Consider the following 26,306-nt stretch of genomic DNA (forward strand, 5'->3'; position numbering starts at 1 on the left):
GCTTTTTTTCACTTTCTTTGGTTTGATTCTTTTTTAATCCAATCATTATGCGTTTTCCATTCCATCCCATCAGTTTCGTTTTCTTTTTTGTCAGTGTGATGCTAGGGCAGCTTGCCTACTCCCAAACTCGCTGGTATAATCCTTTAGAGCAAGAAGAAAATCTGATCCGTGGAAGACTGATGAATGAGAAAAACTATCATCGTCTGCCAGAGGCCATGCAGGCCGCAGTGAGGGAGCCGGTATGGAATCTTTCCAAGCAATCAGCGGGTCTGTACCTAGATTTTCAGACGGACGCCACCGAGATCACCGTAGAATATAAAGGGAATGTTCGTGTCCAGCTGCCCCATATGCCGGCGACAGGAGTAAGTGGACTGGATCTCTATGTGGAAAATGCTCAAGGTGATTTGGATTGGGTGAGAGGAGCCTATTCTTTTGGGGATACCATCAGGTATATATTCAGACTAAAGCAAGCTGAAGTGAGTAATCAGAATTTTCGGCTTTTTCTTCCATTGTACAACGGGGTCGATGAGTTGCGGATAGGTGTGGATCAGCAGAGTGAATTTGGTTTTCTGCCAGTAAGTGATGAGCCTCCTATCATCGTTTATGGGACTTCTATTGCACAGGGAGCTTGTGCTTCAAGGCCCGCGTTAGCCTGGACATCGATTTTAATGCGTGATTTGAATCAGCCAGTGGTCAATTTGGGCTTTTCTGGAAATGGATTGTTGGAAAAGGAACTGATAGAGTTTATCGGTAGTCAAGATGCTCGACTCTTTATCCTCGATTGTCTGCCCAATATGCAGCCTGGCAAAAATATGTCGGAAGAAGAAATGCGAGATAGAATTCAGAGCTCAGTCAAATATCTCAAAGAGAAGCATCCAGATACACCGATTTTGCTGACTTATCATGCAGGATTGGGAGATGGTTTGGTGGATTCGGAACGAAATGAAGGCACTATTTTCAAAAACCAACTCTTACAGCAAGAATACGAGTCACTACTCGCTCAGGAGGTCCAAGAAATCTATCTGTTGACCATGGATGAAATAGGAATGAACGAGGGGGATTTTGTGGATGGTACGCATCCCACTGATGGAGGTATGAAAAAATATGCAGATGCCTATGCTCTTAAAATCCGTCAGATTTTTGAGTAAATCCGCTTGGGACTCTCCAAAAAGATTGAATAATTGACTCTGGAAATGGAATGCGTATGACTGACTTTTATTAATTCGATGAAATGTCTAATTTCCAGTAGCTTATTTTTAGAAAATGAAGAATTGGAAACTTGGATTTCTTTTGTTTTTTATGCCTTTTTTGACTTTTGCCCAAGAGGAGGAAAAAGCCAGTTTGGAGATTTACGGTCAGATGATGACCGATATCGGTTACAATTTCGGGCAACTAGATCCGCAATGGTTTGATGTGATGAGGCCTAGCAAACTTCCTTCTTATCCTCATGAGTTTGGTGGAGACGGGAGTGTGTATTTTTCGGTGAGACAAACGAAACTGGGCTTCAAAGTACTCAACCCGACTAAGCTAGGATTGCTTAAGACGATGTTTGAATTTGATATTTTTGGAGTCGGTCAGCAGGCAGGTGAGTTCGCGTTTCACCTTCGCTATGCCTACATGGAGTTAGGCAAATTCGGGATTGGACAGTACGATTCTCCTTTTGGCAATCCAGATGTCTTTCCAAATACAGTGGAATATTGGGGGCCGTCTGGTGCGGTTGCATTTCGAAATGCCCAGATTCGATACATGCCGATGCAAGGCAGAAATCAAATGACTTTTGCGCTTGAAAGACCCGGAGCAAGTGGAGACGAAGGAGTCTTTTCAGATCGACAGGAGCTAGAGGGAGTTAGGTTTCGATTTCCTATGCCGGATATTTCGGGTGAGTTTCGGATCAATCGAGACTGGGGGCATGCTGAAGTAGCTGGTATTGTGCGAAGGATTGTCTGGGATGATGTTCTGGATGATGGCTTGGCTCTGGATGGCAAGACCTGGGGCTGGGGGATCAATCTTTCTACCAATTTATTGACCGGAGATTTCGGTGTTTTTCGTGGCCAGATCGCTTTGGGCAAAGGTTTTCAGAGTTATTTAGACGATGCGACGGCAGATATTGGGATAGCTAGCAATCCGGAAGGCGGGACTTCCAATCCTTATCAGGGAGAGGCGATTCCACATTTGGGCTTGGTTTTTTACTATGATTTTAAGTGGTCGGATGAGTTTACTTCCGTCATAGGCTGGTCGCGTTCTCAGGCGCATCTTTCTGATCAGTCTCATCCGAGTGCCTATGAGGAGGGTAATTATTATTCGACTAATCTCTTATATCATCCATTTCCCAATGTGACAGCCGGAGCAGAGATTATTTATATCAATAGAAAGAATTTTTCAGATGGATTTAGCAGTGAGGCTACGAAAATCCAATTCTCCTTCCGCTACAAATTCTCCCATCTTTTCACGAGGCCTTAGTCCACATTGCTGGCTTGAAAAGCCTTGGCTGCATCTTCGTTTTTGTTTTTCTCCTCATCTATCAGATCGAGTGTGACGTTGACCTCAAAAGAAATCAATATGATCATGGATGTGATGTAAAGCCACAGCATCAGAGCGATCAGTGTACCGATGGAACCATAAAGTTTGTTGTAGCTGGCGAAATTGTTCAGGTAGAAAGTAAACCCATAAAAAGCCAGAGTAATCAGCAAACCTGCAAAATTGGCTCCAATGGAGAAAAAGTGCCATTTGTCATGGACTACAGGCGCAAAACGGAAGATGAAAGCACTGGCAAAATAGAATACCATCAGCAGCACCAAAAATTTTAAGGTGTGAAATAGAAAAATCAGAAAGTCGGAGTTGAAGAGTTGCATTTCTTCAATTCTATTAATGACGATAGTGCCGAAAATCATGATCGTACTTGCTGAGAATACGGCCACTACCAGCGCAACTACGATCGCTACAGCGATGATTCGGCTTAGGATAAATCCCCGATTTTCCTTGGTTTGGTAAACCGAATTGAAGGAATTCATCATCGAAATCACCCCTTGGGTGGAAGCAAATAAGGCGAAGAAAAAACCCAGGGATAAGAGGCTTTGTCGTGGTTTGGATACGATATCCATCACTGTCCCCTCTAGCTGCTGGTAGATCTCTCCAGGCAATATTTCCTGGACAAAGAGTAGAATATTGTCCGTAGTCACATAAGGAATGAAATTTTGGAGATATGGTACCGTATTGAGCAGGAAAAGCAACAGGGGAAATAGGGCAATCGTAAAACTGAAAGCCATGGATCCAGCTCGCTCATTGATGTCATCTTTTTTGAGCTGCTGAATAAAAAGATGTCCCAGATCATATAGATTTTTGTCCGGCTCTCCGATATGAACTTTGCGAAGTCCTTTGAGGCGGTTCTCTACTTCATCTTGGATTTTATTGATCCTCTCTTTGAGCACAGGAAAAGGGATTACTAAAAGTATGGTTTCAATAAAGCTACTAAATTTTGGGGAGGTCTCGTCGGCTGGTGACTTTCTTTTTTGAGGAACGCCAAGGTGGTCCATCCCTCCGTAATCAGCTCATTTTCTTCATTATAAACCTCGTATTCAAACCGGATTCGCACGCCCGGTAAAGTAGGGATGCTAGTTTTGATTCGGAGCAGCTCATCGTATTTTCCGGGTTTGATATAGCGAAAGTGGCTTTCCAATACAGGCATCATGACGCCCTCATCTTCCATCTGTTTGTAGGAAAAACCGATGCTTCGCATGGCTTCTACTCGGGCGACTTCGAAGTACATGGCGTAGTTGCCATAGTAGACATAACTCATCTGATCAGTCTCTGCGTATCTGACCCGGATTTGCGTTTCAGCTTGGTACATGTCAGTAGATTCTGGCTTTGTTGAGAGCAGCTTGATATCTTCTTGCATTGGCGTTGTGCTGAGCTAGACTGGTTGCAAATGCATGATAGCCTGAAAAATCCTCCTTGGCGCAGAAGTACAGGTACTTGTGATCCTCGGCATTCAAAACGGCATCCAACGAATTGATATCCGGTAGATTGATCGGTCCAGGAGGCAATCCCGCATATTTGTAGGTATTGTATGGACTTTCGGTCTCCTTATGGATATTTAATACTCTTTTGAGTGAGAAATCACCCAAGGCAAAAACTAGGGTTGGGTCAGCCTGCAAGGGCATATTGAGACGGAGTCTATTGAGATAGACTCCAGCGATTCGGGGTCTTTCATCAGATTTTTGACTTTCGGCCTGTACAATACTGGCAAGGGTAGCTACTTCTTTGGGTTGGAGACCCAAATCTTTGGCTTTTTGAGTTCTTTCTGCAGTCCAAAAATCCCCATATTCTCTATACATCCGGTCAAAGAGAGCCTCTGGGGTGGTGTTCCACCATACCTCGTAGGTATTGGGGATAAACATGCTCATGATAGTTTCCTCGTCAAAATCAAACTTGCGGATGTAGACGGAGTCTGTGAGCAAGGTGAGAAATTGCGTGGAGTCTATCTCAAGATTGGCGGTGATTTTTTCTGCTAGATCTTCTTTGGTACGTACATTATTGAACGTCAATTTGACGGGAGTTTGCTTCCCGGATCGAAGCAGTCTGACCAGTTCAAGATTGGTCATTTTGGGAGGAATCGTATACAGTCCAGGCTTGACTAAGTCTTGATAGCCAAGTGTCTTTGCTACAAAACCGAAACTCACTGCGTCTGTGATGATCTTTCTTTCATAAAGTTCATTGGAGACGTATGCGTAGTTTGCATTGCTCGGGATTTTCAATGTGACGGATTGCTCGGATTCCAGCAGTACATTCGGACTGAAGAAAACCTGATAAAAATAAAAGGTCAGGGAAATCCCCAACACTGAAAATGTAATAATCAGGATCAGGAGGAGCTTTTTCTTTTTGTCTTCTAGCATAGTGGGGCCAAAAATAAGAAATGAAGACCAAATTCTTTGTTTCTTAAATTTTGAACCCGGATTTTTCGGGATGCTTTCAGGTTCTTCCATGCAGACTATTCCTGTTTCTTGTGCTATTATCCTTCGGGATCATCACATACTGGCTGTCAAAAGATCAGAATCTATGCCTTTGGCTGGTTTTTGGGAATTTCCGGGAGGAAAGGTGGAAAAGGGCGAAAGTCCACCCGAGTCACTGGTCCGCGAGATCCAGGAAGAGCTCCAAGTGACTATTCAGATCAAGAAAGAACTGCCTCACTCTAAGCATTCCTATACTGAAGGGAAACTGATTCAATTGATTCCTTTTTTGGCAGAGATCTCAGCGGGTGAAGTTCACTTGGTAGAGCATGAGGAAGTCAGATGGCTAGGGGCAAAAGAACTTTTTCAGTTAAATTGGGCAGCAGCAGACGTTCCCATTGTGCAGTTTTTGCACGATAATTGGTCTGAATTAGTCGCATTTTGAATAGATAGCTTATGCCTGCTGAGTTTATAAAATTATATGAGGAAAATCCCGATCCCAAAAAGATCAGGCAAGTGGCTGAAATCCTCCGGGATGGGGGAGTCATTATCTACCCCACCGATACAGTCTATGGGATAGGATGCGATATTACCAATCAGCGAGCAGTCGAAAGAATCGCCAAAATAAAAGGGATCAATCCCAAAAAACACAACTTCTCATTCATCTGTGCCGACCTCAGTGATATCGCAAACTATACTCGCGTGATCAGCAAGACTGTATTTAAGATGATGAAAAAGGCTTTTCCCGGACCCTTTACATTTATTTTGGAGGCGAGCTCTCAGGTGCCCAAGATCATGCAGATGAACAAAAAGACAGTAGGTATTCGGGTACCCAATCACAATGTGCCTCGAATGCTGGTGATGGAGCTTGGTCAGCCAATATTGACGACATCGATCCATGATGAAGATGAGGTGATCGAATATAGCACAGATCCCGAGTTGATTTTTGAAAAATACCAGCATCTCGTAGACGTGGTGATCGATGGAGGCTATGGGCAAAATGTCGCCTCGACTATTTTGGATTGTACCGGCGATGAGGTAGTGCTATTGAGGGAAGGCTTAGGAGATTTCGATTCTTTGCTTTAAGCAGCAGTCTCTTCCAAATTTCTAATTTTGTGCTCTGTCTCATATCACCCACGGGATCGATTTGTTCTGTTTCTGACTAAAAATAATACGACGATTGACTACCATAGCTGCAGATTTATTTTACCTGCCCAATCTGGAATTTTTTGCCGCCATCTGGGCGGCAGATGAGGTTGCGTTTTTCCCAAATGACACCTACGAGCGGAAATCCTTTTTCAACCGGAGTCAGATTCTACTGAGCAATAAAGTAGAGACGCTTTCAGTGCCAATTGTAGGACGGAGACCGCGGATTCCTCAGCGGGATATTCGGATTGATTATGGGCAAAAATGGCATTCCAAACATCTGAAGAGCATACAAAGCGCATATGGCAAAGCTCCTTTTTTTGAGTATTTTTTTCCTGAGTTTGAGGCTGTATTTATGCGGAAAACTGATTTTCTCTGGGAGTTGAGCCTTGAGTTGGTGACATTATGTCTGAGATTATTGCAACAACCTGTCAAAATGAGTATCTGTGAAAATCAGATGGATCAGCAGTTTGATAAAGATATAAGGGGGCAGATTAAGCCCTCAGAGCACTTTTCGGGTCGAAATTACTATCAGGCACATGCCTACACCCAGCTTTTTGGCTTAGACTTTGAGCCTAACCTGTCGATTATCGATTTATTGTTTTGCGAGGGGCCGATGGCCAAAAACATTCTCCAAGAGTCATTAAAAAAACATTGAACAATCGTTAAAACAATTGTGTTTTTAAAACAAAATCGGTAAATAACATACAGATATATTAACAACCAGAAAGGAATTAAATGGAAGCAAAATTTTCGAACAGAGTCAAAGAGGTGATCTCTCTCAGTCGCGAGGAAGCGCTTCGACTGGGACATGATTACATAGGTACGGAGCACCTCTTACTCGGAATGATTCGCGAAGGAGAAGGTGTGGCTGTTTCCATTCTAAAGAAATTGGGAGTTCCGCTAGATGAGCTGAGAAACGCTATCGAGCGAGCTGTGAAAGGCACTGCCAATCACAATGTGAAAAATATGGCCAACATTCCTCTGACAAGACAGTCTGAGAAGGTGTTGAAGATTACATACCTAGAAGCTAAAATTTTCAAAAGTCAACTGATAGGTACGGAGCACTTGCTGCTTTCGATTTTAAGAGATGAAGAAAACATCGCCACGCAGATTCTGAATAAATTTGATATCAACTATGAGTCTGTCAAAGACATGCTAGAAATGCAGTCTGATCCAGGCGCTAGTCCCAAGTCAAAAGCTGAGGCTGAAGATTCGGATGAAGACGGGTCTAAATTGTTTGGTTCATCGAGTGGAGGATCAGGCTCTTCCAAACCTGGAGCAGAGAAGTCAAGAACTCCTGTCTTGGATAATTTTGGTCGTGACCTGACCAAGATGGCTGAAGATGACAAGCTTGATCCGATCATAGGGAGAGAAAAAGAAATCGAGCGAGTGGCTCAGATTCTTTCCCGAAGAAAGAAAAATAACCCTATCCTCATCGGTGAACCCGGAGTAGGTAAGACAGCCATCGCCGAAGGTCTCGCCTTGAGAATTGTTCAGAAGAAAGTATCCCGTGTTTTGTTTAATAAACGTGTGGTTACCTTGGATCTGGCATCTCTGGTCGCAGGCACCAAGTATAGAGGACAATTTGAAGAGAGAATGAAAGCTGTAATGAATGAGCTGGAAAAATCTCCGAATGTCATCTTGTTCATCGATGAGCTGCATACGATCGTAGGAGCTGGCGGAGCATCTGGATCTCTGGATGCGTCTAATATGTTTAAGCCGGCACTTGCCCGTGGAGAAATCCAATGTATCGGCGCGACCACGCTGGATGAGTACCGTCAATACATCGAAAAAGATGGAGCTTTGGCAAGAAGATTTCAGATGGTCATGGTCGATGCGACTTCGCCGGAAGAAACCATTCAGATCCTTCACAATATCAAGGATAAATACGAGGACCATCACAATGTCAACTATACAGAAGAAGCGATAGAGGCTTGTGTGAAGCTGTCGGACAGATATATTTCAGATCGATTCTTGCCAGACAAGGCGATTGATATCTTGGACGAGGCGGGAGCTCGTGTCCACATTAATAACATTCATGTACCAGAAGATATTCTGAAGCTTGAAGCAGAAGTGGAGGATATCAAGACTGAGAAAAATAGAGTAGTCAAATCTCAAAAGTATGAGGAAGCTGCTCAGTTGAGAGATAAGGAAAAGAAACTTCTCGAACAATTGGAGCTTGCCAAAACCCGCTGGGAAGAGGAAAGCAAATCCAAGCGTTTTACAGTGGAAGAAGATAACGTCGCTGAGGTCATAGCCATGATGACTGGCATACCTGCCAAAAGAATCGCCCAGAATGAAGGAGCCAAACTTCTGAATATGAACGAAGAGCTCTCAGGAAAGGTGATCGGTCAGGAGGAAGCCATCAAAAAATTGACCAAGGCTATCCAGCGAACCCGAGTGGGATTGAAAGATCCTAAAAAGCCAATTGGTTCATTTATTTTCCTAGGCCCAACAGGGGTAGGGAAGACTGAACTGGCAAAAATGCTGGCTACCTATCTCTTTGACAAAGAAGATTCGTTGATTCGGATTGACATGTCCGAGTACATGGAAAAATTCTCCGTGTCTAGATTGGTAGGAGCGCCTCCAGGCTATGTGGGGTATGAAGAAGGAGGACAATTGACTGAGAAGGTTCGTAGAAAACCGTATTCAGTTGTATTGTTGGATGAGATTGAAAAGGCTCACCCTGATGTGTTCAATATCCTCTTACAGGTCTTGGATGATGGGATTTTGACTGATGGCCTCGGTCGTCGGGTAGATTTCAGAAATACGATCATTATTATGACTTCCAATATTGGTGTTCGAGACTTGAAGGACTTCGGAGCGGGAATTGGTTTTGCCAACAAGGCGAAGAAGGAAAATATGGATGAGATCATGAAAGGCACCATCCAGTCCGCATTGAAAAAAGCTTTCAGTCCTGAGTTCTTGAACCGATTGGATGATGTGGTAGTTTTCAATTCTCTAGAGAAAAAAGACATCTTCAAGATCATCGATATCTCTTTGGCCAAGCTTTTCCACCGAATCACTGATTTGGGATACAAGATCGAATTGACCGAGAAAGCCAAGGAATTCTTGTCTGAGAAAGGTTATGATCAGCAATATGGAGCTAGACCTCTCAACCGGGCCATCCAGAAATATCTGGAAGATGCAGTCGCAGAGGAGATACTCAAGGGAGATCTTTCGGAGGGTGATGTCATCAAGGCCGACTATGAAGAAAATGGTACGGAACTTATCATCACTGTCAAGAAAAAAGAAAAGGCTGAAGAGTAAATTCTTCTGAGAATACTAAAAATTAACCCGAGGATATTTCCTCGGGTTTTTTTGTTGGGCTTTTTATTTGGAAAAGAACAGTCGGGTGATGAAAATCCCCTGTCCATCCTCCGAGCCAGAGTTGCTCTCTACTCCAGAAGTCACATAGGAGAGCTTCCATCCCTGTGCCAGCATTGCATTGATTTTTGATGAAATCACAGCGTCATTGGAAGCGATATTTTGGAAATTGATACCAGTGGCACTGAAAAAGTTAAGCAACTTCGTCTCTTCCAATTCATCTACTTTGATGTCTTTACGGCTTATTTCGTTTTGATCACTTTTCTTGCCGTCTGTTCTATCTGTGGCAAAAAGGCTTGCGTCTACCTCTGTTTTAGAGTCAATGATGCGAGATCTACCTAGCCCCATAGGAACGATGGATTCGACGATAGTGACGATTTTAAATTCACCTGGATAGGCAGCTTGGCTTTCTGAATCTTGAGCAAATACTGCCAAAGAAGTAAGGACGCAGAGTCCAAAAATCAAGAGTGTTTTTTTCATAGTGGGTTTAGTTTTTAGAGTCTTACGGCCCACTTTTAGAAAATGTTCGAAAAAAAAAGAGCTTATATCGTAAGGATAAAAAACAGTAAAGAGACCACTAGTACCATCGTCATCACCTTTGCCTTTTCTTGTTCTTCTTTCGGAACTTTTCTTTTCCTCAAGACCATGATCGAAAGCCCAATTCCGAAAAATTGGAGAAAGATAGAGACTCCATTCAGAGGTCCCATTGGGGCTTCGAGTAGTCGCAAATTAGTGTTTAAAATGGAGAGTGTACCCAAGATGATTCCTGTGATCCCAAAGAGAAAGGATCGTTGCAAGAGTACGCCATTTGGCTTGTCAGTCCATTTCATGAATTAGCAATTTTGGTAAAGTTAGCTTTTTGGATTCGATATTTCAGGAATCAGGTAGGCAAGGGAAAGCCGGAAGTTATTTCTTTCTACTGTTGAAATAAGCTTCCAGCTCAGAAAGGTTCATCGCATTTAGCGTCATTTCTTTAGTCAATCCTCCTTTTCTTCCAGTCAAAACCCCATAGTTCATATCTGCATACCCATCTATTTCATGTGCATCAGGGTTGATAGAAAGTCTCACTCCCTGGTCCATGGCATAGCGAGCCCATCTCCAGTCAAGATCCAGTCTCCAGGGATTTGCATTGATCTCGATGACAACTCCGTGCTTTGCGCAAGCGTCGATGACAGTCTTGTGATCTATAGGGTAGCCTTCTCTCCGAAGTAGCAATCTGCCGGTAGGGTGTCCCAAAATAGTTGTGTAGGGGTTTTCTATCGCTGTCACGAGTCTGCTTGTAGCTCGCTTGATGTCCATATTCAAAATTGAGTGAACAGAAGACACGATAAAATCAAATTTCTGCAACACTTCTTCAGGATAGTCCAAGCTGCCATCGCCCAAGATATCCGATTCTATTCCTTTGAAAATCTTGAATGGAGCCAACTCTTGATTGAGAAGGTCGATCTCTTGATGTTGTTTCTCTACTGTTTCGATATCCAGTCCTCCGGCATACGAGGCCGTCCTGGAGTGATCAGAGATGCCGAGGTATTCATAGCCCATATCCCTGCATGCCTCAGCCATCTGGCGTAGAGAATGCTTGCCGTCACTGTATGTAGAGTGATTGTGGAGGATTCCCTTCAGGTCGCTTTCTTCTAAAAGCACAGGGATTTTGTTTTCCTTAGCCAATAGGATTTCGTCAGTTCCCTCCCGCATTTCAATAGGAATGTATTGGAGCTGGTTATTTTCAAAAAACTCTTCCTCCCTCTCAAATGAAGTCTTTTGTAGAAGACTTCCTACTGTCTTCTGATCGTCAACAAAACTCTGTAAATGGAGGGGAGAGGCTGAGAATGCATACTTTTTGGCGGTGAAGCTAGCCTCCTCTGAAAAATAGATCGAGAAATTCAGATCAAAATCACGAATTTTTCCACTCCAAGAATAAGGGCTGGATTGGGATTGATCAAGTTCTAAAAAGTCTACTTTTTGGAGCTGTTGCTTGGTCTCAGAAGATTGAGAATTGATCAGCCATTCAGCTTTGGAAATGATTTCCATTTTCCTGGCAAAATCCCCAACTAAAGCGATTTTCACTGCAGGTAAGTCGGATTGTAGTTGAGCCGTCCAGGCAAGCAGATTTTCTTCAATGTCTGCGTAAAGCCATTTGCCGGCATTTGAAGCTTTAAATTCCAGATTGGCAATGATACTTTCTTGGGTTTTCTCTCCGAAACCTTTGATTTTGGCTACTTTCCCACTTTGGCAAGCTTCCATCAATTCGTGCGTAGAGGTGATTCCTACCTCCTGCCAGAGAGTTTTTACTTTTTTTGGACCAAGGCCTTTGATCTGCAAAACCTCTAAAATCCCCTCAGGTGTTCGGCTCAATAAATCATCCAATAAGGGGAAAGTGTCTGTCTCCTTCAGAGAAATGATCGCCTCTTGGATACTTTTTCCGACTCCGTTGATTTTGGATAAGTCACTATCCGACAAATCCATAAGATTATCTTCCCCTCTTTCTAGAGAGTTGAGTGCCGATTGATAGCTTCTTATTTTGAAAGAATTCTCATCATGCAGCTCCATCAGCTGGATGCACAGTTTGAGTTTTTTCAGGATGGTTTTATGGTCCAAAATAGTTACTTTTTCGTGTTAGCCTTAAGACAAATGTGGGGAATTAAAGTTTCAATTTAAAGAACCAACAGGTAACTTATGGCAAAAGCCACAAGTATAATCAAAGGAGGAGAGCAAAACTCTCAGAATCATAATTGATACGCTATGAACTATTGGATGGTAAAAAGTGAACCGAACTCCTACTCTTGGGAGGATTTTGAAAAAGCTGGGGAAGATGTCTGGGATGGTGTGAGAAACTATCAGGCTAGAAACTACCTGAAAGCCATGGAAGTCGGAGATTTGGTGATGTTTTATCATAGTGGAAAAGAAAAAGCGGTGGTCGGCATCGCTCAAGTAACTGCTGCAGCCTTTGCCGACCCAAAGGATGAAGCTTGGGTGGCGGTCAATCTGCGTGTTGCCGAAAAGTTGGCCAACCCAGTGACGCTGACTCAGATCAAAGCGGAAGACCAATTGGCTGACTTGCCTATGCTAAAGCAAAGCAGGCTTTCTGTCTTGCCGATGAGCAAAGGCGAATTTGACTGGATCAAAAAAATGGCGCAATGAAAAGATTACTATTAGTTTTTTTATTCTCTTTTGGAGCTTATTCACTATCTGCTCAGGTCCAATTTGAAGAGCGGTTTGAGGTGGAGTCAGATTATTTTGACCCACTTTTTGAAATAGTCCGTTTGGATGAGGGCCTTGTATCCTTCCGCTCGCTTCCACAAAGAGCTTTTAGTGGAGATCGGGTTTTTCAATACTTCATCAGTGATCAAAATCTGCAAACTGAGGGGATCGTGGAGCTTCCTGTCAAGTCGGGCTTTGATATGATTGGCTATGATCAAGATGGTCGTTTTCTCTATGTTTTATTTCAAAAAGGAACGGCACTTAATGCTGATAAATACATCCTCAAAATCAATCTTGATACCAGGAAGGGCTTTGAATATGGGATAGAAAATTTGCTGTCCATGGAGCTGGCTGAGTTTCTGGTTCAAGGGAATAGTGTGATCGTTATGGGAGCAGCAGACACCAGACCTGCTGTGCAGGTTTATGATTTGGAGTCTAAAAGTCTACATACGGTGCAGGGGATCTATGGCAATAATACCCAAATCCTTCAGATCCAAAAACTGCCTGAGCTGGAAGCATTTGAAGTGATTTTGAGCAGGAAAGGGCAATATCGTGAAAGAGAAATCCTGATCAATACCTATGACTTGACAGGGAACCTGCTGCGGGAAGTAAAGATTGATGAGTTTGGAAATCCAGATCAGGAGATCATGGAGGCCTTGATTTTACCCATGAGAGGATATGGTCAGACTGTGGTGGGCTCATTTGGATTGGAGAGACGGGATGCCTATCAAGGCATGTATCTGATGGATATCAATGAGTTTGGGGAGTATCAAAGTAAGTTGTATACGCTCGAGGATTTTCCTAACTTTTTCAACTATCTCAATGAGAGATCCAAAGAGAAAAAGGATCAAGCCATTCTCAAAGAAATAGAACGAGATCGCGTGCCCAGTATTCAAAATGTCTATTCGATTCGCAAGGCTATTGAAACGGATGATGGATACTATGTTTATTTCGACCATTTCAATATAGTCAATAATAGAGGCAGGATGAATAGCCCCTATTCTCCGACGAGCCTTTATCGCTATGATCGGTGGGAAAGAATGAACGCATCCCAGGCTGGAGACCCTTTTTCTACCAATAGATATAATGGGCCCACCTCTTACACGATCCTCACGGAGTACAGCTATATCTCTGCGCATTTTGTCAAGATTGGTACTGAAGGGCAGGTCATTTGGGATAATTCTGCCTCACTTGACAATCTCAATACCTCGGTGGGGACTCCATTTGGAGATGTGGCGATTGTGGATGATGAATTTTATCATGCCTATGTCAGGAATGACAAGATTCGCTTGGCTTACTTCAAAAATGGGGAGAAGGTCTTCGATGACATGCAGTTTGATATTGAGCTAATCAATGAAAATGAACGCATAGCAGAAAATAATCTCGAAACTCTCAGTATGGTGCACTGGTATGATCGCTACTATCTGCTGAGTGGTACTCAGCGGATTAGGTATCAAAAAGAAGATGGAATAGGAGCTACCCGAGAGGTGTATTTTTTGGCCAAAGTGATGGTAGTAGGAGATTTGTACGAGCCTGTGGAGGGGCCCGAGTAGAAATTCTTTTTATATTTACCCGCAAATCAGATCCATGCAAAAAAGGCTAGTCTTAGATCAGAAACAGATAGAGATCATCCTCAGGAGGTTTTGTCATCAGTTGATCGAAAATCACGATAATTTTGAAAATACAGTTCTTTTGGGATTGCAGCCAAGAGGAACGATTCTTTTGGATCAGTTGGCTCCAATCTTAGAGGAGATATCCGGCTACAAGGTGCCCACAGGCTATCTGGATGCAACATTCCATCGAGATGATTTTCGGAGGAGAGATTTTCCTCTCAAGGCCAATGAGACCAAGATAGATTTTTTAGTAGAAGGTAAAAAAGTGATTCTGGTAGATGATGTGCTTTACAAAGGACGCTCTGTCAGAGCTGCTATGGATGCCATGATCGCTTTTGGCAGACCTCAGAAAGTAGAATTACTCGTATTGGTCGATCGCAAACTCACCCGTGATTACCCGATTATGCCAGACTATCTCGGTATTCGAGTCAATACCCTGGATAGCCAGTATGTAGTAGTCGAGTGGGCTGGACAAGGCCAAGAACAAGACGCAGTATGGATCACAGAGAAAGTTAAAAGCTAAGCATGTCACAACTCAGCACACGTCATCTACTAGGGATCAAAGACCTCACTCCTGAGGATATCCAATTGATCCTCGATACCGCTGCCAACTTCAAGGAGGTCATCAATCGACCGATCAAAAAAGTGCCCTCTTTGAGAGATATTACCATTGCCAATGTGTTTTTTGAAAACTCCACTCGGACCCGTCTGTCATTCGAACTGGCAGAAAAGAGGCTTTCGGCGGATGTGATCAATTTTTCCTCAGCCAATAGTTCTGTCAAGAAAGGAGAAACGCTGGTGGATACGGTCAATAATATCTTATCCATGAAAGTGGACATGGTAGTCATGCGCCACAGTAGTCCTGGTGCTCCGCACTTCCTTTCCCGCAATGTCAAGGCAAACATCGTCAATGCAGGAGATGGTACTCATGAGCATCCGACTCAGGCATTATTGGATTCCTTTTCTATCCGAGAAAAGCTGGGAGACCTGGCCGGGAAAAAAGTCGCTATCATCGGAGATATTCTTCATTCCCGAGTGGCGCTGTCGAATATATTCTGTTTGCAGAAAATGGGCGCTGAAGTCATGGTCTGCGGACCGATTACGCTCTTGCCCAAGCATATTGCCAGTTTGGGTGTCAAGGTCGAGTTGGATGTCAAAAAAGCGCTGGAATGGTGTGACGTAGCCAATGTTCTGAGAATTCAGCTTGAGCGACAGCAGATCAAATACTTCCCAAGCCTGAGAGAGTACTCTCTTTACTATGGGATCAATAAGAAACTTCTGGACCAACTCGACAAGGAGATCGTCGTGATGCATCCAGGACCGATCAATCGAGGGGTGGAACTCTCTTCTGACGTGGCTGATTCTGATCATTCCATTATCCTAGAGCAGGTCCAAAATGGAGTAGCAGTCCGGATGGCTGTACTGTATTTATTGGCAGGAGTAAAAGGCTAAAGGGATCTTTTGAATTTCTGCAATCATTGTAGAAAGAGGTCTCTTTCTGACAATTGTTGCCGATAGATTTAGAAGTAAGTCAACAGACAGCCACTCTCCCAAAGGACGTCTTCTCAAGAAATAACTAATTCCATGTCAAATGGAATGAAGAAAAAATGGCCTCAAAACTTGAGGCCATTTTTTCTTCATTTCAGAATTAAAATTTCTGTCAGAGGTTTATTTGATTCGGATGTCTTGAGGTAGTCTCACTTGGATACCCTGATATTTTTTGACTTGTTCGATTTGCTGATAAAGTCCAAACTGTTCCCCCAATTGAGCTTTGAGGATTCTAAGCTGAACATTGTTTTCAAGTTCAGACATAAGATCTTCAAACCACGGCTTTTGACTCGGGTAATAGATGACTCTGTAGTCTTCACCAGCTTCTACTCTTTCGGCAGCGATCTCTATCGCGCGATCTAGTCCTCCTAGCTCGTCTACCAGACCTCTTTCCAATGCCTGATTTCCTGTCCAAACTCTCCCGGAAGCTACTTCTTTGACTTCTTCTGGAGTCATTTTTCTGCCTTCGGCTACTCTGCTGATGAATGTTTCGTAACCTTGCTCGATGGATTTTTGAATGATGTTCCGTTCCACCTCTGTCAGTTCACGGGTTGGGTTCATGAAGTCTGATAATTCTCCTGTAGTAACCACATCCGTGGTGACCCCAAGTTTTTCATTGATCAGTTCTTGTACATTAAACCACATACCAAAAATTCCGATCGAGCCTGTAATGGTGTTTGGCTGGGCCACGATTGTCTCTGCTGGAGAGGAAATATAATAGCCTCCGGAAGCAGCCACTTCTCCCATCGAAACGATGACAGGTTTAGTTTCCTGTGCCTTTTTCATTTCTCTCCAGATCACTTCCGAAGCCAGAATAGATCCTCCTGGAGAATTCACTCTCAAAACGATGGCTTTGATATCATCGTCTTTGCGTGCCTTGCGGATTTCTTTTGCATATTTTTCTGAGCTGATGACCCCATTTGCATTGCCATCTACGATCTCTCCTTCGGCTAAAATGACTGCGATTCGGTTTTTGGAGGTGATGTTTTTTGATTTGGAGACAGCTCCTAGATCAGTGGCGTTGATGGTAGGGATATCATCGTCTTCTTCCAATCCCAATTTTTCTCGAAGCAAAGCATGGATTTCATCTTCATATTTGAGGGCTGTTGCCAGACCATAGCTGACCGCATCTTCAGGCTCTCGTACCAACATCTTTTGGTTGATTTTGGTCATGCTGTCGATGGCGATTCCTCGGGACTCAGCTACAGCCTTGAGCATCTCGGTATTGATGTCATCCAAGAAAAATTGAGTTTGAAGTCTGTTGGCATCACTCATTTTTTCCAGAATGAAAGGTTCCACAGCACTTTTGAATTCGCCCACTCGAAAGATTTCAGGTTTGACTCCTATTTTTTCAAACAATCCCTTGAAGAAGATCCCTTCAGAAGCCAAGCCATTGAAGTCTATTCCTCCTAGTGGATTGAGGTAGACCTCGTCAGCCACGGAAGCTAGAAAATAACCGCCCTCAGTGTATACCTCATCATAGGCAATGATAAACTTGCCTGATTCTTTGAAAGTCTCCAATTCCTCTCTCAATTCCAATAAACTCGCTTGTCCTGCCATGATCAAACCAGCATTGAGGTAGATTCCTTTTACCTGCTCATTGGTTTTTGCTTCGCGGATAGCTTTCTTGAGATTGACCAGCCCGGCATTGAAGTCCTGACCAAATGGATTCCCAAATTGACCAAATGAAAAATCATCTTCCTGTGTCCTTTCTACCAGAGTTCTCCCGTTGAGATTCAGATGCAAAAGTGAGTTTTCGCTGACTTTGACTTCCTTCTCTCCGGAAGCTGCCAAAATGCCGATCAGCCCAAAGAACAGAAGAAAACTCAGTATACTAAAAACAAAAAGTCCGACTATGACTGCGAGTACGTTTCCTAGGAATTTCATATTAAATGCTATTAGACTGGCTAAAATAGGCTAAATTGATGATTGATTGAAAATAATTTTCTTTTATAAAATGGTAAAAAGGGCGGTTTTGATTTTGGGTGGAAATCAGGGGGATAGAGAGTCCCTGCTGGAGTCTGCCAAAAAAATGATCCAAACTGAAGGGGAAATTGTCACAGAATCTCGCATCTATCAAACAGAAGCTTGGGGAGATGTGGCAGATCAGGATTTTTTGAATCAGGTGCTTGTTGTAGAGACTGAAAAGGATCCGCTGAAGTTTTTGGTAGCGATGCAAAAAGTGGAGATGGAGCTTGGCAGAATACGCAAAAAGAACTGGGGAAATCGAACGATAGATATCGATATCTTGTATTGGGATAGCGAGATTATCGACTTGCCAGATCTGAAAGTGCCCCATCTATTTTTGCCAATGCGGAAGTTTGTTTTAGTGCCTTTGGCAGAAATTCTCCCTGATTTTATGCATCCGCAGCTTCACCTGACCAATGAACAACTTCTGGCCAAATGTCCGGATCCATGTCAGGTAGTACCCTATCAAAAAAAATAACCCGCTCGAGGCGGGTTAATGGATTTTGATTAAAGTCCAGAGACCTGAGCTTCTGAATGTATTTTTTTCACAAGTCCTTGCAAAACCTTACCCGGTCCGCATTCGACAAATTCAGTGGCACCATCAGCTACCATGTTTTGGACAGATTGGGTCCATTTCACTGGAGCCGTTAGTTGGGCAATCAGATTTGCCTTGATTTCATTCACATCCGAGACAGCTGTGGTACTTACGTTTTGGTACACTGGACATAGAGGTGTATTGAAGGTGGTTTCTTCAATTGCCTTTTGAAGTTTCTCCCGAGCAGGCTCCATGAGTGGGGAATGAAATGCACCACCCACTGGAAGAGGTAAGGCTCTTTTGGCACCGGCTTCTTTCATTTTTTCGCAGGCAACTTGGATACCTTCATTGCTTCCAGAGATAACTAATTGTCCCGGGCAGTTGTAATTAGCAGCTACGACGACTTCTTCTACTTGTGAGCAGATCTCTTCTACCTTTTCATCAGGAAGGCCCAAAATAGCTGCCATAGTGGAAGGGTTGATTTCACAGGCTTCTTGCATGGCCAAAGCTCTTTGCGAAACTAGCTTCAATCCGTCTTCGAATGCCAGCGTACCATTGGCTACCAAAGCAGAGAATTCTCCCAAGGAATGGCCGGCAACCATGTCCGGTTTAAAATCAGGAGTAGTTTTTGCCAAAATCACGGAGTGAAGAAAAACCGCGGGCTGCGTTACTTTGGTTTGTTTCAGCTCCTCATCTGTCCCATCAAACATGATGTCAGTGATGCGAAATCCCAGGATTTCATTTGCTTTTTCAAATAGCGCTTTTGCTTCTGGGTTTTCTTCGTAAAGAGCTTTTCCCATACCGGGAAACTGGGCCCCTTGGCCCGGGAAAACATATGCCTTCATGAGTAAATGTTTGGTTGAGCGGCAAATATACAGCTTTTCCAGTTGGAGGGAAGGTTTGCCCAAATTCTGGGTTGTTTCACTCTTTTGTTGTCTTTCTTAAGTAGAAAGCGGGTAGGTTTCCGGAGAGATGAATTTTTCCTTTTCTTCTGGAGTAGGGATCCTGCAACTGTCTTTTTTGCCAAACCAACGATATCTGTTTTGGCCTATCCAGTCGTAGACAGGATCACGAAGAAATCTAGGGAGTAAAATCAAGGGATAAAAAATAGGCCAAAGACCTGATAAATGCCTGGCAATCTTCAGAGCAGCCGTGCTTCGATAGTAGACTTCGTCTTTCTCCAGCAATACCAAGGAGTCTAAATAGTCTTCTTGGACATCGTATTTGGAGAGTATTTTTTTGCTGTATTCGTCTTGGAGTGACCCGACCAGAAATCTTCCTTTCTTGTCTTTTCGGATAATAAAATCGATGGAGTTGTTGCACAGGGTGCAGACTCCATCGAAGAATATAAGGGATTTCATCGTACTCATCGGAGTACCTGAATGGTGCCTTTTAGGCTTTGCTCCTGTTGAGATGGATCTAAGACGTCAAAATAAGCTTTGCCGGAATAGAAGTATGTACCAGCTGGTAGGTCATTCCCGTTTTTATCACGGCCATTCCAATTGATAAAGATGTCGTTTTCGGGAGATTCCAGGCTATTATAGCTGAAAACTTCGACACCCCATCTATTGACCACAATTAGTTCTACGCCAGTCACAAACCTAGGGCACTGCGCAAAAGGATTGTCAAATGCCATGAAGGTATCATTGACGCCGTCACCATTTGGTGTGAAAGCATTTGGCAATTCATAGTTTGGACAATTTTCCACACAGACGATGTTACTTGGTTCACTTTCGTTGCCAGACCTGTCGACTGCGGTGATGTAATAGCAACCTCGGTAGGTGGTCAACTCAGTAATGCGTGTTGACAGTTCTAAGGAAGAAAGCTCGGCAATCAATTCGAATTGACTATCCTCTCCATCTGAGGTGTAGTAGAGTTTGTATCCAGCCAACTCATCATCACAATCACCAGAGAAATCCGGAGTCCAGCTCAGGTCATGGAAATAAGTGTTCACATTGCATGGCTGCTCGGCTAGATATGCAGCACATTCTGGGCCTTCAAAAGTCAAGACAGGAGGACAAGGCAACCTATTGTCGTCTGGCTTTGCACAGACTATCTGGGATTTGTTTTCGAGAGGATACACCAGCCCTTCCACATTGTAGGCTCCTTTTGTGATGACGTAATAGCAGTATTCGGTTTCTTTTTCCAATGGAACTCCATTGAAGCTGCCATCATCTAAGAAGGTAAATCCGCTTTGGGTGACGTCTACTTCGGCGATCATCACAAAGGTGTCTGCATCCTGAGCATCTGCATCAGTTCTATTTCTGTAGACTTCGTGTTTATAGGATGCGATAGAGTTGTTCCATGGAACTGTAAAGTCCCAGTTGAGCTCAATCGCTTCATTGATGATGGTGGGCTCGAGCCAGACAGAGGATGCTGATGAGGAAGTGTCAATTTTGGTGCCTCGATCCAGCAATACGACACGATAGTTATAGACCAGACTTTCGGTGTTTAGTCCAGTATCAGTAAACAATGTGTCGGCAGTTACCCCAAGAGAGATCCTATCCGTGTCTCCGGTAAAGCCAGTGTTTCGAAGGAGTTCATAGGTGTAAGGACCTGGATATAGAGTCTTGTCGATGTCGTAAGGAGGCGTCCATTTTACAAAAATCTCTCCATCCTCTGTAGCAGTCTCTTCTACGCTGACATTGGTAATGATCGGCACATCTACGTCGATGGTGATACAGATTTCTTCGGATACAATACTTTCTCCTAGTCTTGGAGCAGGATAGGCCGCTACAAGCCGATAGCAATACGTGTTTCCCGGAGCCAAACCTTCACCTCCATTGAGATCGGTGAATGAGAATGTAGACATATTGGTTGTGCCGACTAGTTCATAGCCAGGACGGATGCCTGTCTCGCAGCTATCAGGGACATAGGGATCTGAATTGATTCTTCTCCAGATTTGCATTTCCTCGGCTGAGTTGGCGCAGGCATACGGGTCCCAATTGAGCTCTACGGTCCTACCGGGGAGCTGCTCGATGTCAGACCAGACAGGAGGAGGGCCTACGACTTTGATTCTCCAAGTTTTGATATCTACCAGTGCTGGCCCAGATCGAGGTTGATCAGTGATCCGTACTCTGACATCATATTCTCTCGCTCTTACATGCTGACATACCGTCTGCCAATCAAAATTGACGATCCCAGGAGTAGGTTGGAATGTCTCTTCCGGGCTATAGGAAGCCGATGAAGTGGTGATTTCCATTGGCTCACCAAAAACTTCAATTTTGATAGGGTCTCCATCTGGGTCGGAGCCTTGAATGATTTCTTGTATTTGAGTGCCCGCCTCTACACAAATATCCGGTGGCAGGATGAGCTCAGGCCTTCGGTTGTTGGAGTTTTCGATGATGATCTGCATGTCCCGCACGACATAGCCGATCTGGATCCATTCACCATTGATTTTTCGATATTCTTTGATACGAAAAGCAACATTAAATTGCCCCGCTGTGCCCGGAGCATCCCATATCAGATCACCATAAATAGGGTCAAGCTCTAAAAAAGCTGGAGTGGCTCCACTTTGTTGGTTAAATGAAAACTCTGGGGATGCAGGACTTCTATAGTTATTTACTGGTCTTTGAAATTGCTGCTTTGGAATATCCATTTCATAAGCCAAGCTGTCTCCATCTGGATCATAGGCTCCCGGATTGTGAATATAGCGGGAATTGACAGCTCCATTGTCCACTGGAGGGATAGTCAGGACGGGGGAATTATTGACTCCATAAAAAGGGTCTATGGTGATTTGAGTCTCTACATAAAAAGGGGTGTCCACCGAATTATCCATGTTGAGCGTCAGGTCATTACGGTTGAATTCCTGGAATCTAATGGTATAGGTGCCTGGACCCTGAAAGGTATGAGAAATGACAAATCGGTGCATTTCGATTTGATTTCCCAAAGCGACTACCTCGGAATAATCGTTTTCGGTATTGAGCTGAGTCTCTCTGCCATCTCCAAAGTTGATCAAGCCGGGGCCAAAAATGACTTGCGAACGCGTATCCGTATAGCCTACTACAGTGATTTTATATTCCAGCGTTTGAACATTGACCCGCTCTGCTATGATCTCGCCTGCCCGAATGTGGGTAGCCCAGGCTCTGGATAATCCCAAAGCGCAGAAAATGAAAAAAAATGCAATTGAAAGTTTGAGCTTCATATTGTTCCCAATTGATCTATACTGATAGCAACTTTCCCCTAAGACGAAATGTTGGGTCGGGGTGTTAACAAATCTTTTTGATTAACCTATACGAAATAAACGGAAGTAAGTGGAAAATCCCCGCAAAATCAAACAATAAAATAAATCTTTGGGTTGAATGATGGATTTGAAGGGGAAGTTTCCTGAGAATCTTGCCGAATTTATTTAGAACCTTTTAAAATAAGATTGTAGGTCGAGAATGGATTGTTTGCTAGCCGTTCCGCATGTAAATTTGGCAGCAGTAATTAGATGAAATTCGTTTAAAACCAATCCTTAAATTGTATGAGCTGGGTTACCAAAACCTTAAGTAGCACACTGGGAAGGAAGCTGATCATGGCATTGACTGGCTTGTTTCTGATCCTGTTTTTGACAGGTCACGTATCGGGCAACTTGTTGCTTTTCAAGGGAGACGGAGGGCAGGCATTTAATATTTATGCCAAATTCATGACCACCAATCCTGCAGTAAAAATCCTTTCTTACCTGACCTATATCTCTGTGATCGGTCACGTGATTTACGCCATTCTTTTGGGTAGAAAAAACAAATCAGCCAGACCAATCGGCTATGCTGAGTCAGGAGCTTCTACCAATTCTACCATGGCATCCCGTAATATGGGGATCTTGGGAACAATCATTTTGATCTTTTTGGTAGTTCACTTGCAGAGCTTTTGGTATCAAATGCACTGGGGAGATCTTCCATTTGTGACCTATGATGGTGAAGAATACAAGGATTTGTTTTCCATCGTGACTTTTGCATTCCAGAATGAACTGATGGTGGCAGGCTATGTCATTGCCATGATATTCTTGGGTTTTCACCTGTCTCATGGATTTGCAAGTGCATTTCAGACCTTGGGCTTGAATCACAAAAAATATACTCCAGCTATCGCGACACTCGGTAAGCTGTATGCTGTGATCGTGCCGATTCTTTTTGCTCTGATGCCTCTTTATATCTATTTCACCAGCTAATCGAACACCCGTATGATACTAGATTCTAAATTACCTGCAGGTCCATTAGCCGAAAAGTGGACCAAGCATAAATTTACAAGCAAGCTGGTCAACCCAGCCAACAAAAGAAAATACACAGTCATCGTAGTGGGAACCGGCTTGGCAGGAGCATCTGCTGCAGCTTCTTTGGCAGAGTTGGGCTATAATGTGAAGGCTTTCTGTTTTCAGGACAGCCCGCGTCGTGCTCACTCCATTGCTGCCCAAGGTGGTATCAATGCCGCTAAAAATTATCAAAATGACGGTGACTCCGTTTATCGACTTTTCTACGATACCATCAAAGGAGGTGACTACAGAGCCCGTGAGGCAAATGTCTACCGCCTAGCTGAGGTGTCTGTCAATATCATTGACCAATGTGTGGCTCAAGGAGTTCCTTTTGCACGTGAATATGGTGGATTGCTAGCTAACCGTTCTTTTGGTGGAGCTCAGGTATCCCGAACTTTCTACGCGAGGGGCCAAACGGGACAGCAGTTGCTATTGGGTGCTTATTCAGCATTGAGCCGTCAGGTGGCGAATGGTAAAGTAAAGCTTTTCCCACGTACTGAGATGATGGACGTAGTGACTGTGGACGGACATGCGAGAGGTATTGTGACCAGAAACTTGATCACAGGAGCTATCGAAACTCACGCAGCGCATGCGGTTCTTTTGTGTACAGGTGGCTATGGAAACGTATTCTTCCTTTCTACCAATGCGATGGGATCCAATGTGACTGCAGCTTGGAGAGCACATAAAAAAGGAGCTCACTTTGCAAACCCTTGCTATACGCAGATTCACCCTACTTGTATTCCTGTTTCAGGTGATCATCAGTCCAAGTTGACTTTGATGTCTGAATCTTTGAGAAATGACGGGAGAGTTTGGGTGCCAAAAACGGTGGAAATAGCTGAGAAGCTGAGAAAAGGCGAGATCAGACCAAGAGATATCCAAGAAGAGGACAGAGATTACTATTTGGAAAGAAAGTATCCTTCCTTCGGTAACTTGGTGCCTCGAGACGTGGCATCCCGAAACGCTAAATATGTGTGTGATGAGGGACGCGGTGTCAATGAAACCGGTGAGGCTGTTTTCTTGGATTTCAGAGATGCGATCAATAGAGATAGCGAAGATACGATCCGAGCTAGATATGGAAACCTGTTTGATATGTATCAGCAGATTACAGGCGAAAACCCATATCAAACTCCAATGAAAATTTATCCTGCTGTTCACTACACTATGGGTGGACTTTGGGTAGATTATAACTTGATGACTTCCGTCCCTGGGCTTTATGCTTTAGGAGAGGCAAACTTCTCAGATCACGGTGCAAACAGATTGGGAGCTTCTGCTTTGATGCAGGGACTTGCCGATGGGTACTTCGTGATTCCTTACACTTTGGGAGATTATTTAGCAGGTTTGGGTACCAAGCCAGTGGATACCAATCACCCTGAGTTTGAGAAGTCAGTACAGGAAGTGAAAGCTAAGATTTCTAAATTGCTAGGAATCAAAGGGACCAAGTCAGTAGATTATTTCCATAAGAAACTTGGGAAGATCATGTGGAATGACTGTGGTATGGCGAGAACTGCTGAAGGCTTGACCAGAGCTAAAGGTGAGATCAAGGCCTTGAGAGCTGAGTTTTGGAAAGATGTCAAAGTCTTGGGCGAGAATGAAGAGTTGAACCAATCTCTGGAAAAAGCGCATCGCGTAGCTGACTTCCTAGAATTGGGAGAGTTGATGGTGGATGATGCTTTGAACAGAAATGAATCTTGTGGAGGACACTTCAGAGAGGAATATCAAACTCCGGAAGGAGAGGCATTGAGAGATGATGAAAACTTCGCCTATGTAGCGGCTTGGAAATACCAGGGAGATGAGCAGGAAGAACTTCTTGAGAAAGAGCCTTTGGTATTCGAAAATGTGAAATTGACCCAGCGTTCGTACAAATAATCAAGACAAAAATTCATAGTACTATGAAATTGACATTAAAAGTTTGGAGACAGAAAAACAACGCTGACAAAGGTGGGTTTGTCTCCTATCCACTAGATGGGATTTCCACAGACATGTCCTTTTTGGAGATGCTGGATGTTCTCAACGAAGAATTGACAGAAAAAGGAGAAGACCCAGTTCACTTTGATCACGACTGTAGAGAAGGGATCTGTGGCATGTGTTCTCTATATATCAATGGAAAGCCTCATGGCCCTCAGCAGACCACTACTTGTCAGCTACACATGAGATCTTTCAAAGACGGTGATACCATTACGATCGAGCCATGGAGAGCGGCAGCTTTTCCAGTGGTGAAAGATTTGGTGGTAGATCGTGCATCATTTGATCGTATTATCCAAGCGGGAGGATATGTGTCTGTGAATACGGGTGGTGTGCCGGATGCCAACGAGATTCCTATTCCGAAGACTATTGCTGACGAAGCTTTCGATGCGGCGACTTGTATCGGTTGTGGAGCTTGTGTGGCTGCCTGTAAAAACGCCTCTGCTATGCTCTTTACTTCTGCTAAGATCTCCCAGTTGGCGATGCTGCCACAGGGTCAGGTAGAGAGAAAGGAAAGAGCAGAAAAGATGATTGCCCAGATGGATGCGGAAGGTTTCGGAGCCTGTACCAATACAGGTGCTTGCTCAGCCGAATGTCCAAAGGGAATCTCTTTGACGAATATTGCGAGAATGAACCGAGAGTATTTTTCTGCGGTATTGAGTAGCGAGAATGTTTAAGTTTAAGATAGATTAGATAGAAAGCCGGAGTGATCCGGCTTTTTTTATTTTTGTACTATTCTAAATGAAAATTGCACTGAAATACTAAATTTCAGATTAAAACCCAATAAAATTTCAAATTTGAGCCTGTTTGCTTACCTTTGAAAAATTATA

24 protein-coding genes are annotated in these 26,306 nt (G+C 43.7%); 14 read left to right on the forward strand and 10 right to left on the reverse strand.

Annotated features, from left to right (window positions below; genetic code table 11):
* Positions 1–47 precede the first annotated feature (47 nt).
* Both G460_RS0117610 and G460_RS0117615 read left to right on the forward strand, forming a co-directional pair.
* Entirely contained in the window at positions 48–1,148 is a 1,101-nt protein-coding gene (locus tag G460_RS0117610) for an SGNH/GDSL hydrolase family protein (protein ID WP_026956594.1), read from the forward strand.
* Between the two features lie 115 nt (positions 1,149–1,263).
* Positions 1,264–2,460 carry a DcaP family trimeric outer membrane transporter gene (locus tag G460_RS0117615; protein ID WP_026956595.1) on the forward strand — a complete coding sequence of 399 codons (1,197 nt, stop codon included), beginning with the start codon at positions 1,264–1,266 and terminating at the stop codon, positions 2,458–2,460.
* Here G460_RS0117615 and G460_RS22110 read toward each other — a convergent pair.
* Genes G460_RS22110 through mltG form a run of 3 tightly spaced genes read right to left on the reverse strand, consistent with a single transcriptional unit; the run spans position 2,457 to position 4,892 of the window.
* A complete protein-coding gene (locus tag G460_RS22110) occupies positions 2,457–3,428 on the reverse strand; it encodes a YihY/virulence factor BrkB family protein (protein ID WP_051316102.1) in 972 nt (323 codons plus the stop codon). The two genes, G460_RS0117615 and G460_RS22110, sit on opposite strands and share 4 nt — an antisense overlap.
* A 14-nt stretch (positions 3,429–3,442) precedes the next feature.
* Positions 3,443–3,847 (reverse strand): acyl-CoA thioesterase, encoded by a 405-nt coding sequence (locus G460_RS0117625; protein ID WP_026956596.1) that lies wholly within the window; start codon positions 3,845–3,847, stop codon positions 3,443–3,445.
* Position 3,848: 1 nt separating this feature from the next.
* Positions 3,849–4,892 carry an endolytic transglycosylase MltG gene (mltG, locus tag G460_RS0117630; protein WP_026956597.1) on the reverse strand — a complete coding sequence of 348 codons (1,044 nt, stop codon included), beginning with the start codon at positions 4,890–4,892 and terminating at the stop codon, positions 3,849–3,851.
* Between the two features lie 70 nt (positions 4,893–4,962).
* On the opposite strand from mltG, the gene G460_RS0117635 reads away from it, so the two are divergent.
* The 4 genes from G460_RS0117635 (at position 4,963) to G460_RS0117650 (ending at position 9,365) form a co-directional block, all read left to right on the forward strand.
* Positions 4,963–5,391, forward strand: coding sequence for a (deoxy)nucleoside triphosphate pyrophosphohydrolase (locus G460_RS0117635; protein ID WP_035464722.1), 429 nt, complete (start codon positions 4,963–4,965; stop codon positions 5,389–5,391).
* Between the two features lie 11 nt (positions 5,392–5,402).
* Positions 5,403–6,032, forward strand: a complete 630-nt coding sequence (locus G460_RS0117640; RefSeq protein ID WP_026956599.1) for an L-threonylcarbamoyladenylate synthase — start codon at positions 5,403–5,405, stop codon at positions 6,030–6,032.
* 94 nt (positions 6,033–6,126) lie between these two features.
* Positions 6,127–6,750 (forward strand): WbqC family protein, encoded by a 624-nt coding sequence (locus G460_RS0117645; RefSeq protein WP_035464655.1) that lies wholly within the window; start codon positions 6,127–6,129, stop codon positions 6,748–6,750.
* 80 nt (positions 6,751–6,830) lie between these two features.
* A complete protein-coding gene (locus G460_RS0117650) occupies positions 6,831–9,365 on the forward strand; it encodes an ATP-dependent Clp protease ATP-binding subunit (protein WP_026956601.1) in 2,535 nt (844 codons plus the stop codon).
* 63 nt (positions 9,366–9,428) lie between these two features.
* Here the strand turns inward: G460_RS0117650 and G460_RS0117655 are convergent, their stop codons facing one another.
* The 3 genes from G460_RS0117655 to G460_RS0117665 form a co-directional block, all read right to left on the reverse strand.
* Positions 9,429–9,902, reverse strand: a complete 474-nt coding sequence (locus tag G460_RS0117655; RefSeq protein ID WP_026956602.1) for a hypothetical protein — start codon at positions 9,900–9,902, stop codon at positions 9,429–9,431.
* A 62-nt stretch (positions 9,903–9,964) separates the two neighbouring features.
* Positions 9,965–10,252: a hypothetical protein gene (locus G460_RS0117660; protein ID WP_026956603.1), complete on the reverse strand. Its 288-nt coding sequence runs from the start codon at positions 10,250–10,252 to the stop codon at positions 9,965–9,967.
* 76 nt (positions 10,253–10,328) lie between these two features.
* On the reverse strand, positions 10,329–12,020 hold the full coding sequence (locus G460_RS0117665) for a DNA polymerase/3'-5' exonuclease PolX (protein WP_026956604.1): 1,692 nt from the start codon (positions 12,018–12,020) through the stop codon (positions 10,329–10,331).
* Between the two features lie 144 nt (positions 12,021–12,164).
* Here G460_RS0117665 and G460_RS0117670 point away from each other — a divergent pair, with 144 nt between their 5' ends.
* Genes G460_RS0117670 through G460_RS0117685 form a run of 4 tightly spaced genes read left to right on the forward strand, consistent with a single transcriptional unit; the run spans position 12,165 to position 15,688 of the window.
* The gene (locus tag G460_RS0117670; protein WP_026956605.1) at positions 12,165–12,563 is read left to right on the forward strand and encodes an EVE domain-containing protein; all 399 of its coding nucleotides are present in this window, start codon (positions 12,165–12,167) and stop codon (positions 12,561–12,563) included.
* On the forward strand, positions 12,560–14,176 hold the full coding sequence (locus G460_RS0117675) for a hypothetical protein (RefSeq protein WP_026956606.1): 1,617 nt from the start codon (positions 12,560–12,562) through the stop codon (positions 14,174–14,176). The genes G460_RS0117670 and G460_RS0117675 overlap by 4 nt, the downstream gene beginning before the upstream one ends.
* Before the next feature lie 34 nt (positions 14,177–14,210).
* On the forward strand, positions 14,211–14,759 hold the full coding sequence (gene pyrR / locus G460_RS0117680) for a bifunctional pyr operon transcriptional regulator/uracil phosphoribosyltransferase PyrR (protein ID WP_026956607.1): 549 nt from the start codon (positions 14,211–14,213) through the stop codon (positions 14,757–14,759).
* Positions 14,760–14,761: 2 nt separating this feature from the next.
* The gene (locus tag G460_RS0117685; protein WP_026956608.1) at positions 14,762–15,688 is read left to right on the forward strand and encodes an aspartate carbamoyltransferase catalytic subunit; all 927 of its coding nucleotides are present in this window, start codon (positions 14,762–14,764) and stop codon (positions 15,686–15,688) included.
* A 216-nt stretch (positions 15,689–15,904) separates the two neighbouring features.
* Here G460_RS0117685 and sppA read toward each other — a convergent pair whose 3' ends face one another.
* Positions 15,905–17,671: a signal peptide peptidase SppA gene (sppA, locus tag G460_RS0117690; protein ID WP_026956609.1), complete on the reverse strand. Its 1,767-nt coding sequence runs from the start codon at positions 17,669–17,671 to the stop codon at positions 15,905–15,907.
* 70 nt (positions 17,672–17,741) lie between these two features.
* Here sppA and folK point away from each other — a divergent pair, with 70 nt between their 5' ends.
* Entirely contained in the window at positions 17,742–18,230 is a 489-nt protein-coding gene (gene folK / locus G460_RS0117695) for a 2-amino-4-hydroxy-6-hydroxymethyldihydropteridine diphosphokinase (RefSeq protein WP_026956610.1), read from the forward strand.
* Between the two features lie 29 nt (positions 18,231–18,259).
* Here folK and fabD read toward each other — a convergent pair whose 3' ends face one another.
* From fabD to G460_RS0117710, 3 genes are all read right to left on the reverse strand, one after another.
* Positions 18,260–19,132, reverse strand: a complete 873-nt coding sequence (gene fabD, locus G460_RS0117700) for an ACP S-malonyltransferase (protein WP_026956611.1) — start codon at positions 19,130–19,132, stop codon at positions 18,260–18,262.
* A gap of 96 nt (positions 19,133–19,228) precedes the next feature.
* The gene (locus G460_RS0117705; RefSeq protein WP_026956612.1) at positions 19,229–19,657 is read right to left on the reverse strand and encodes a thiol-disulfide oxidoreductase DCC family protein; all 429 of its coding nucleotides are present in this window, start codon (positions 19,655–19,657) and stop codon (positions 19,229–19,231) included.
* Positions 19,654–22,431, reverse strand: coding sequence for a T9SS type B sorting domain-containing protein (locus tag G460_RS0117710; RefSeq protein WP_026956613.1), 2,778 nt, complete (start codon positions 22,429–22,431; stop codon positions 19,654–19,656). Before G460_RS0117710 ends, G460_RS0117705 begins: the two co-directional genes overlap by 4 nt.
* 321 nt (positions 22,432–22,752) lie before the next feature.
* Here G460_RS0117710 and G460_RS0117715 point away from each other — a divergent pair, with 321 nt between their 5' ends.
* From G460_RS0117715 to G460_RS0117725, 3 genes are read left to right on the forward strand one after another with little or no spacing between them, the layout of a single operon-like run.
* Positions 22,753–23,433: a succinate dehydrogenase cytochrome b subunit gene (locus tag G460_RS0117715; RefSeq protein WP_026956614.1), complete on the forward strand. Its 681-nt coding sequence runs from the start codon at positions 22,753–22,755 to the stop codon at positions 23,431–23,433.
* A 12-nt stretch (positions 23,434–23,445) separates the two neighbouring features.
* Positions 23,446–25,380: a fumarate reductase/succinate dehydrogenase flavoprotein subunit gene (locus G460_RS0117720; RefSeq protein ID WP_026956615.1), complete on the forward strand. Its 1,935-nt coding sequence runs from the start codon at positions 23,446–23,448 to the stop codon at positions 25,378–25,380.
* Between the two features lie 23 nt (positions 25,381–25,403).
* On the forward strand, positions 25,404–26,153 hold the full coding sequence (locus G460_RS0117725) for a succinate dehydrogenase/fumarate reductase iron-sulfur subunit (RefSeq protein ID WP_026956616.1): 750 nt from the start codon (positions 25,404–25,406) through the stop codon (positions 26,151–26,153).
* The last annotated feature ends 153 nt before the right edge of the window (positions 26,154–26,306 follow it).

This window comes from Algoriphagus vanfongensis DSM 17529 (assembly GCF_000429465.1).
GTDB lineage: Bacteria > Bacteroidota > Bacteroidia > Cytophagales > Cyclobacteriaceae > Algoriphagus > Algoriphagus vanfongensis.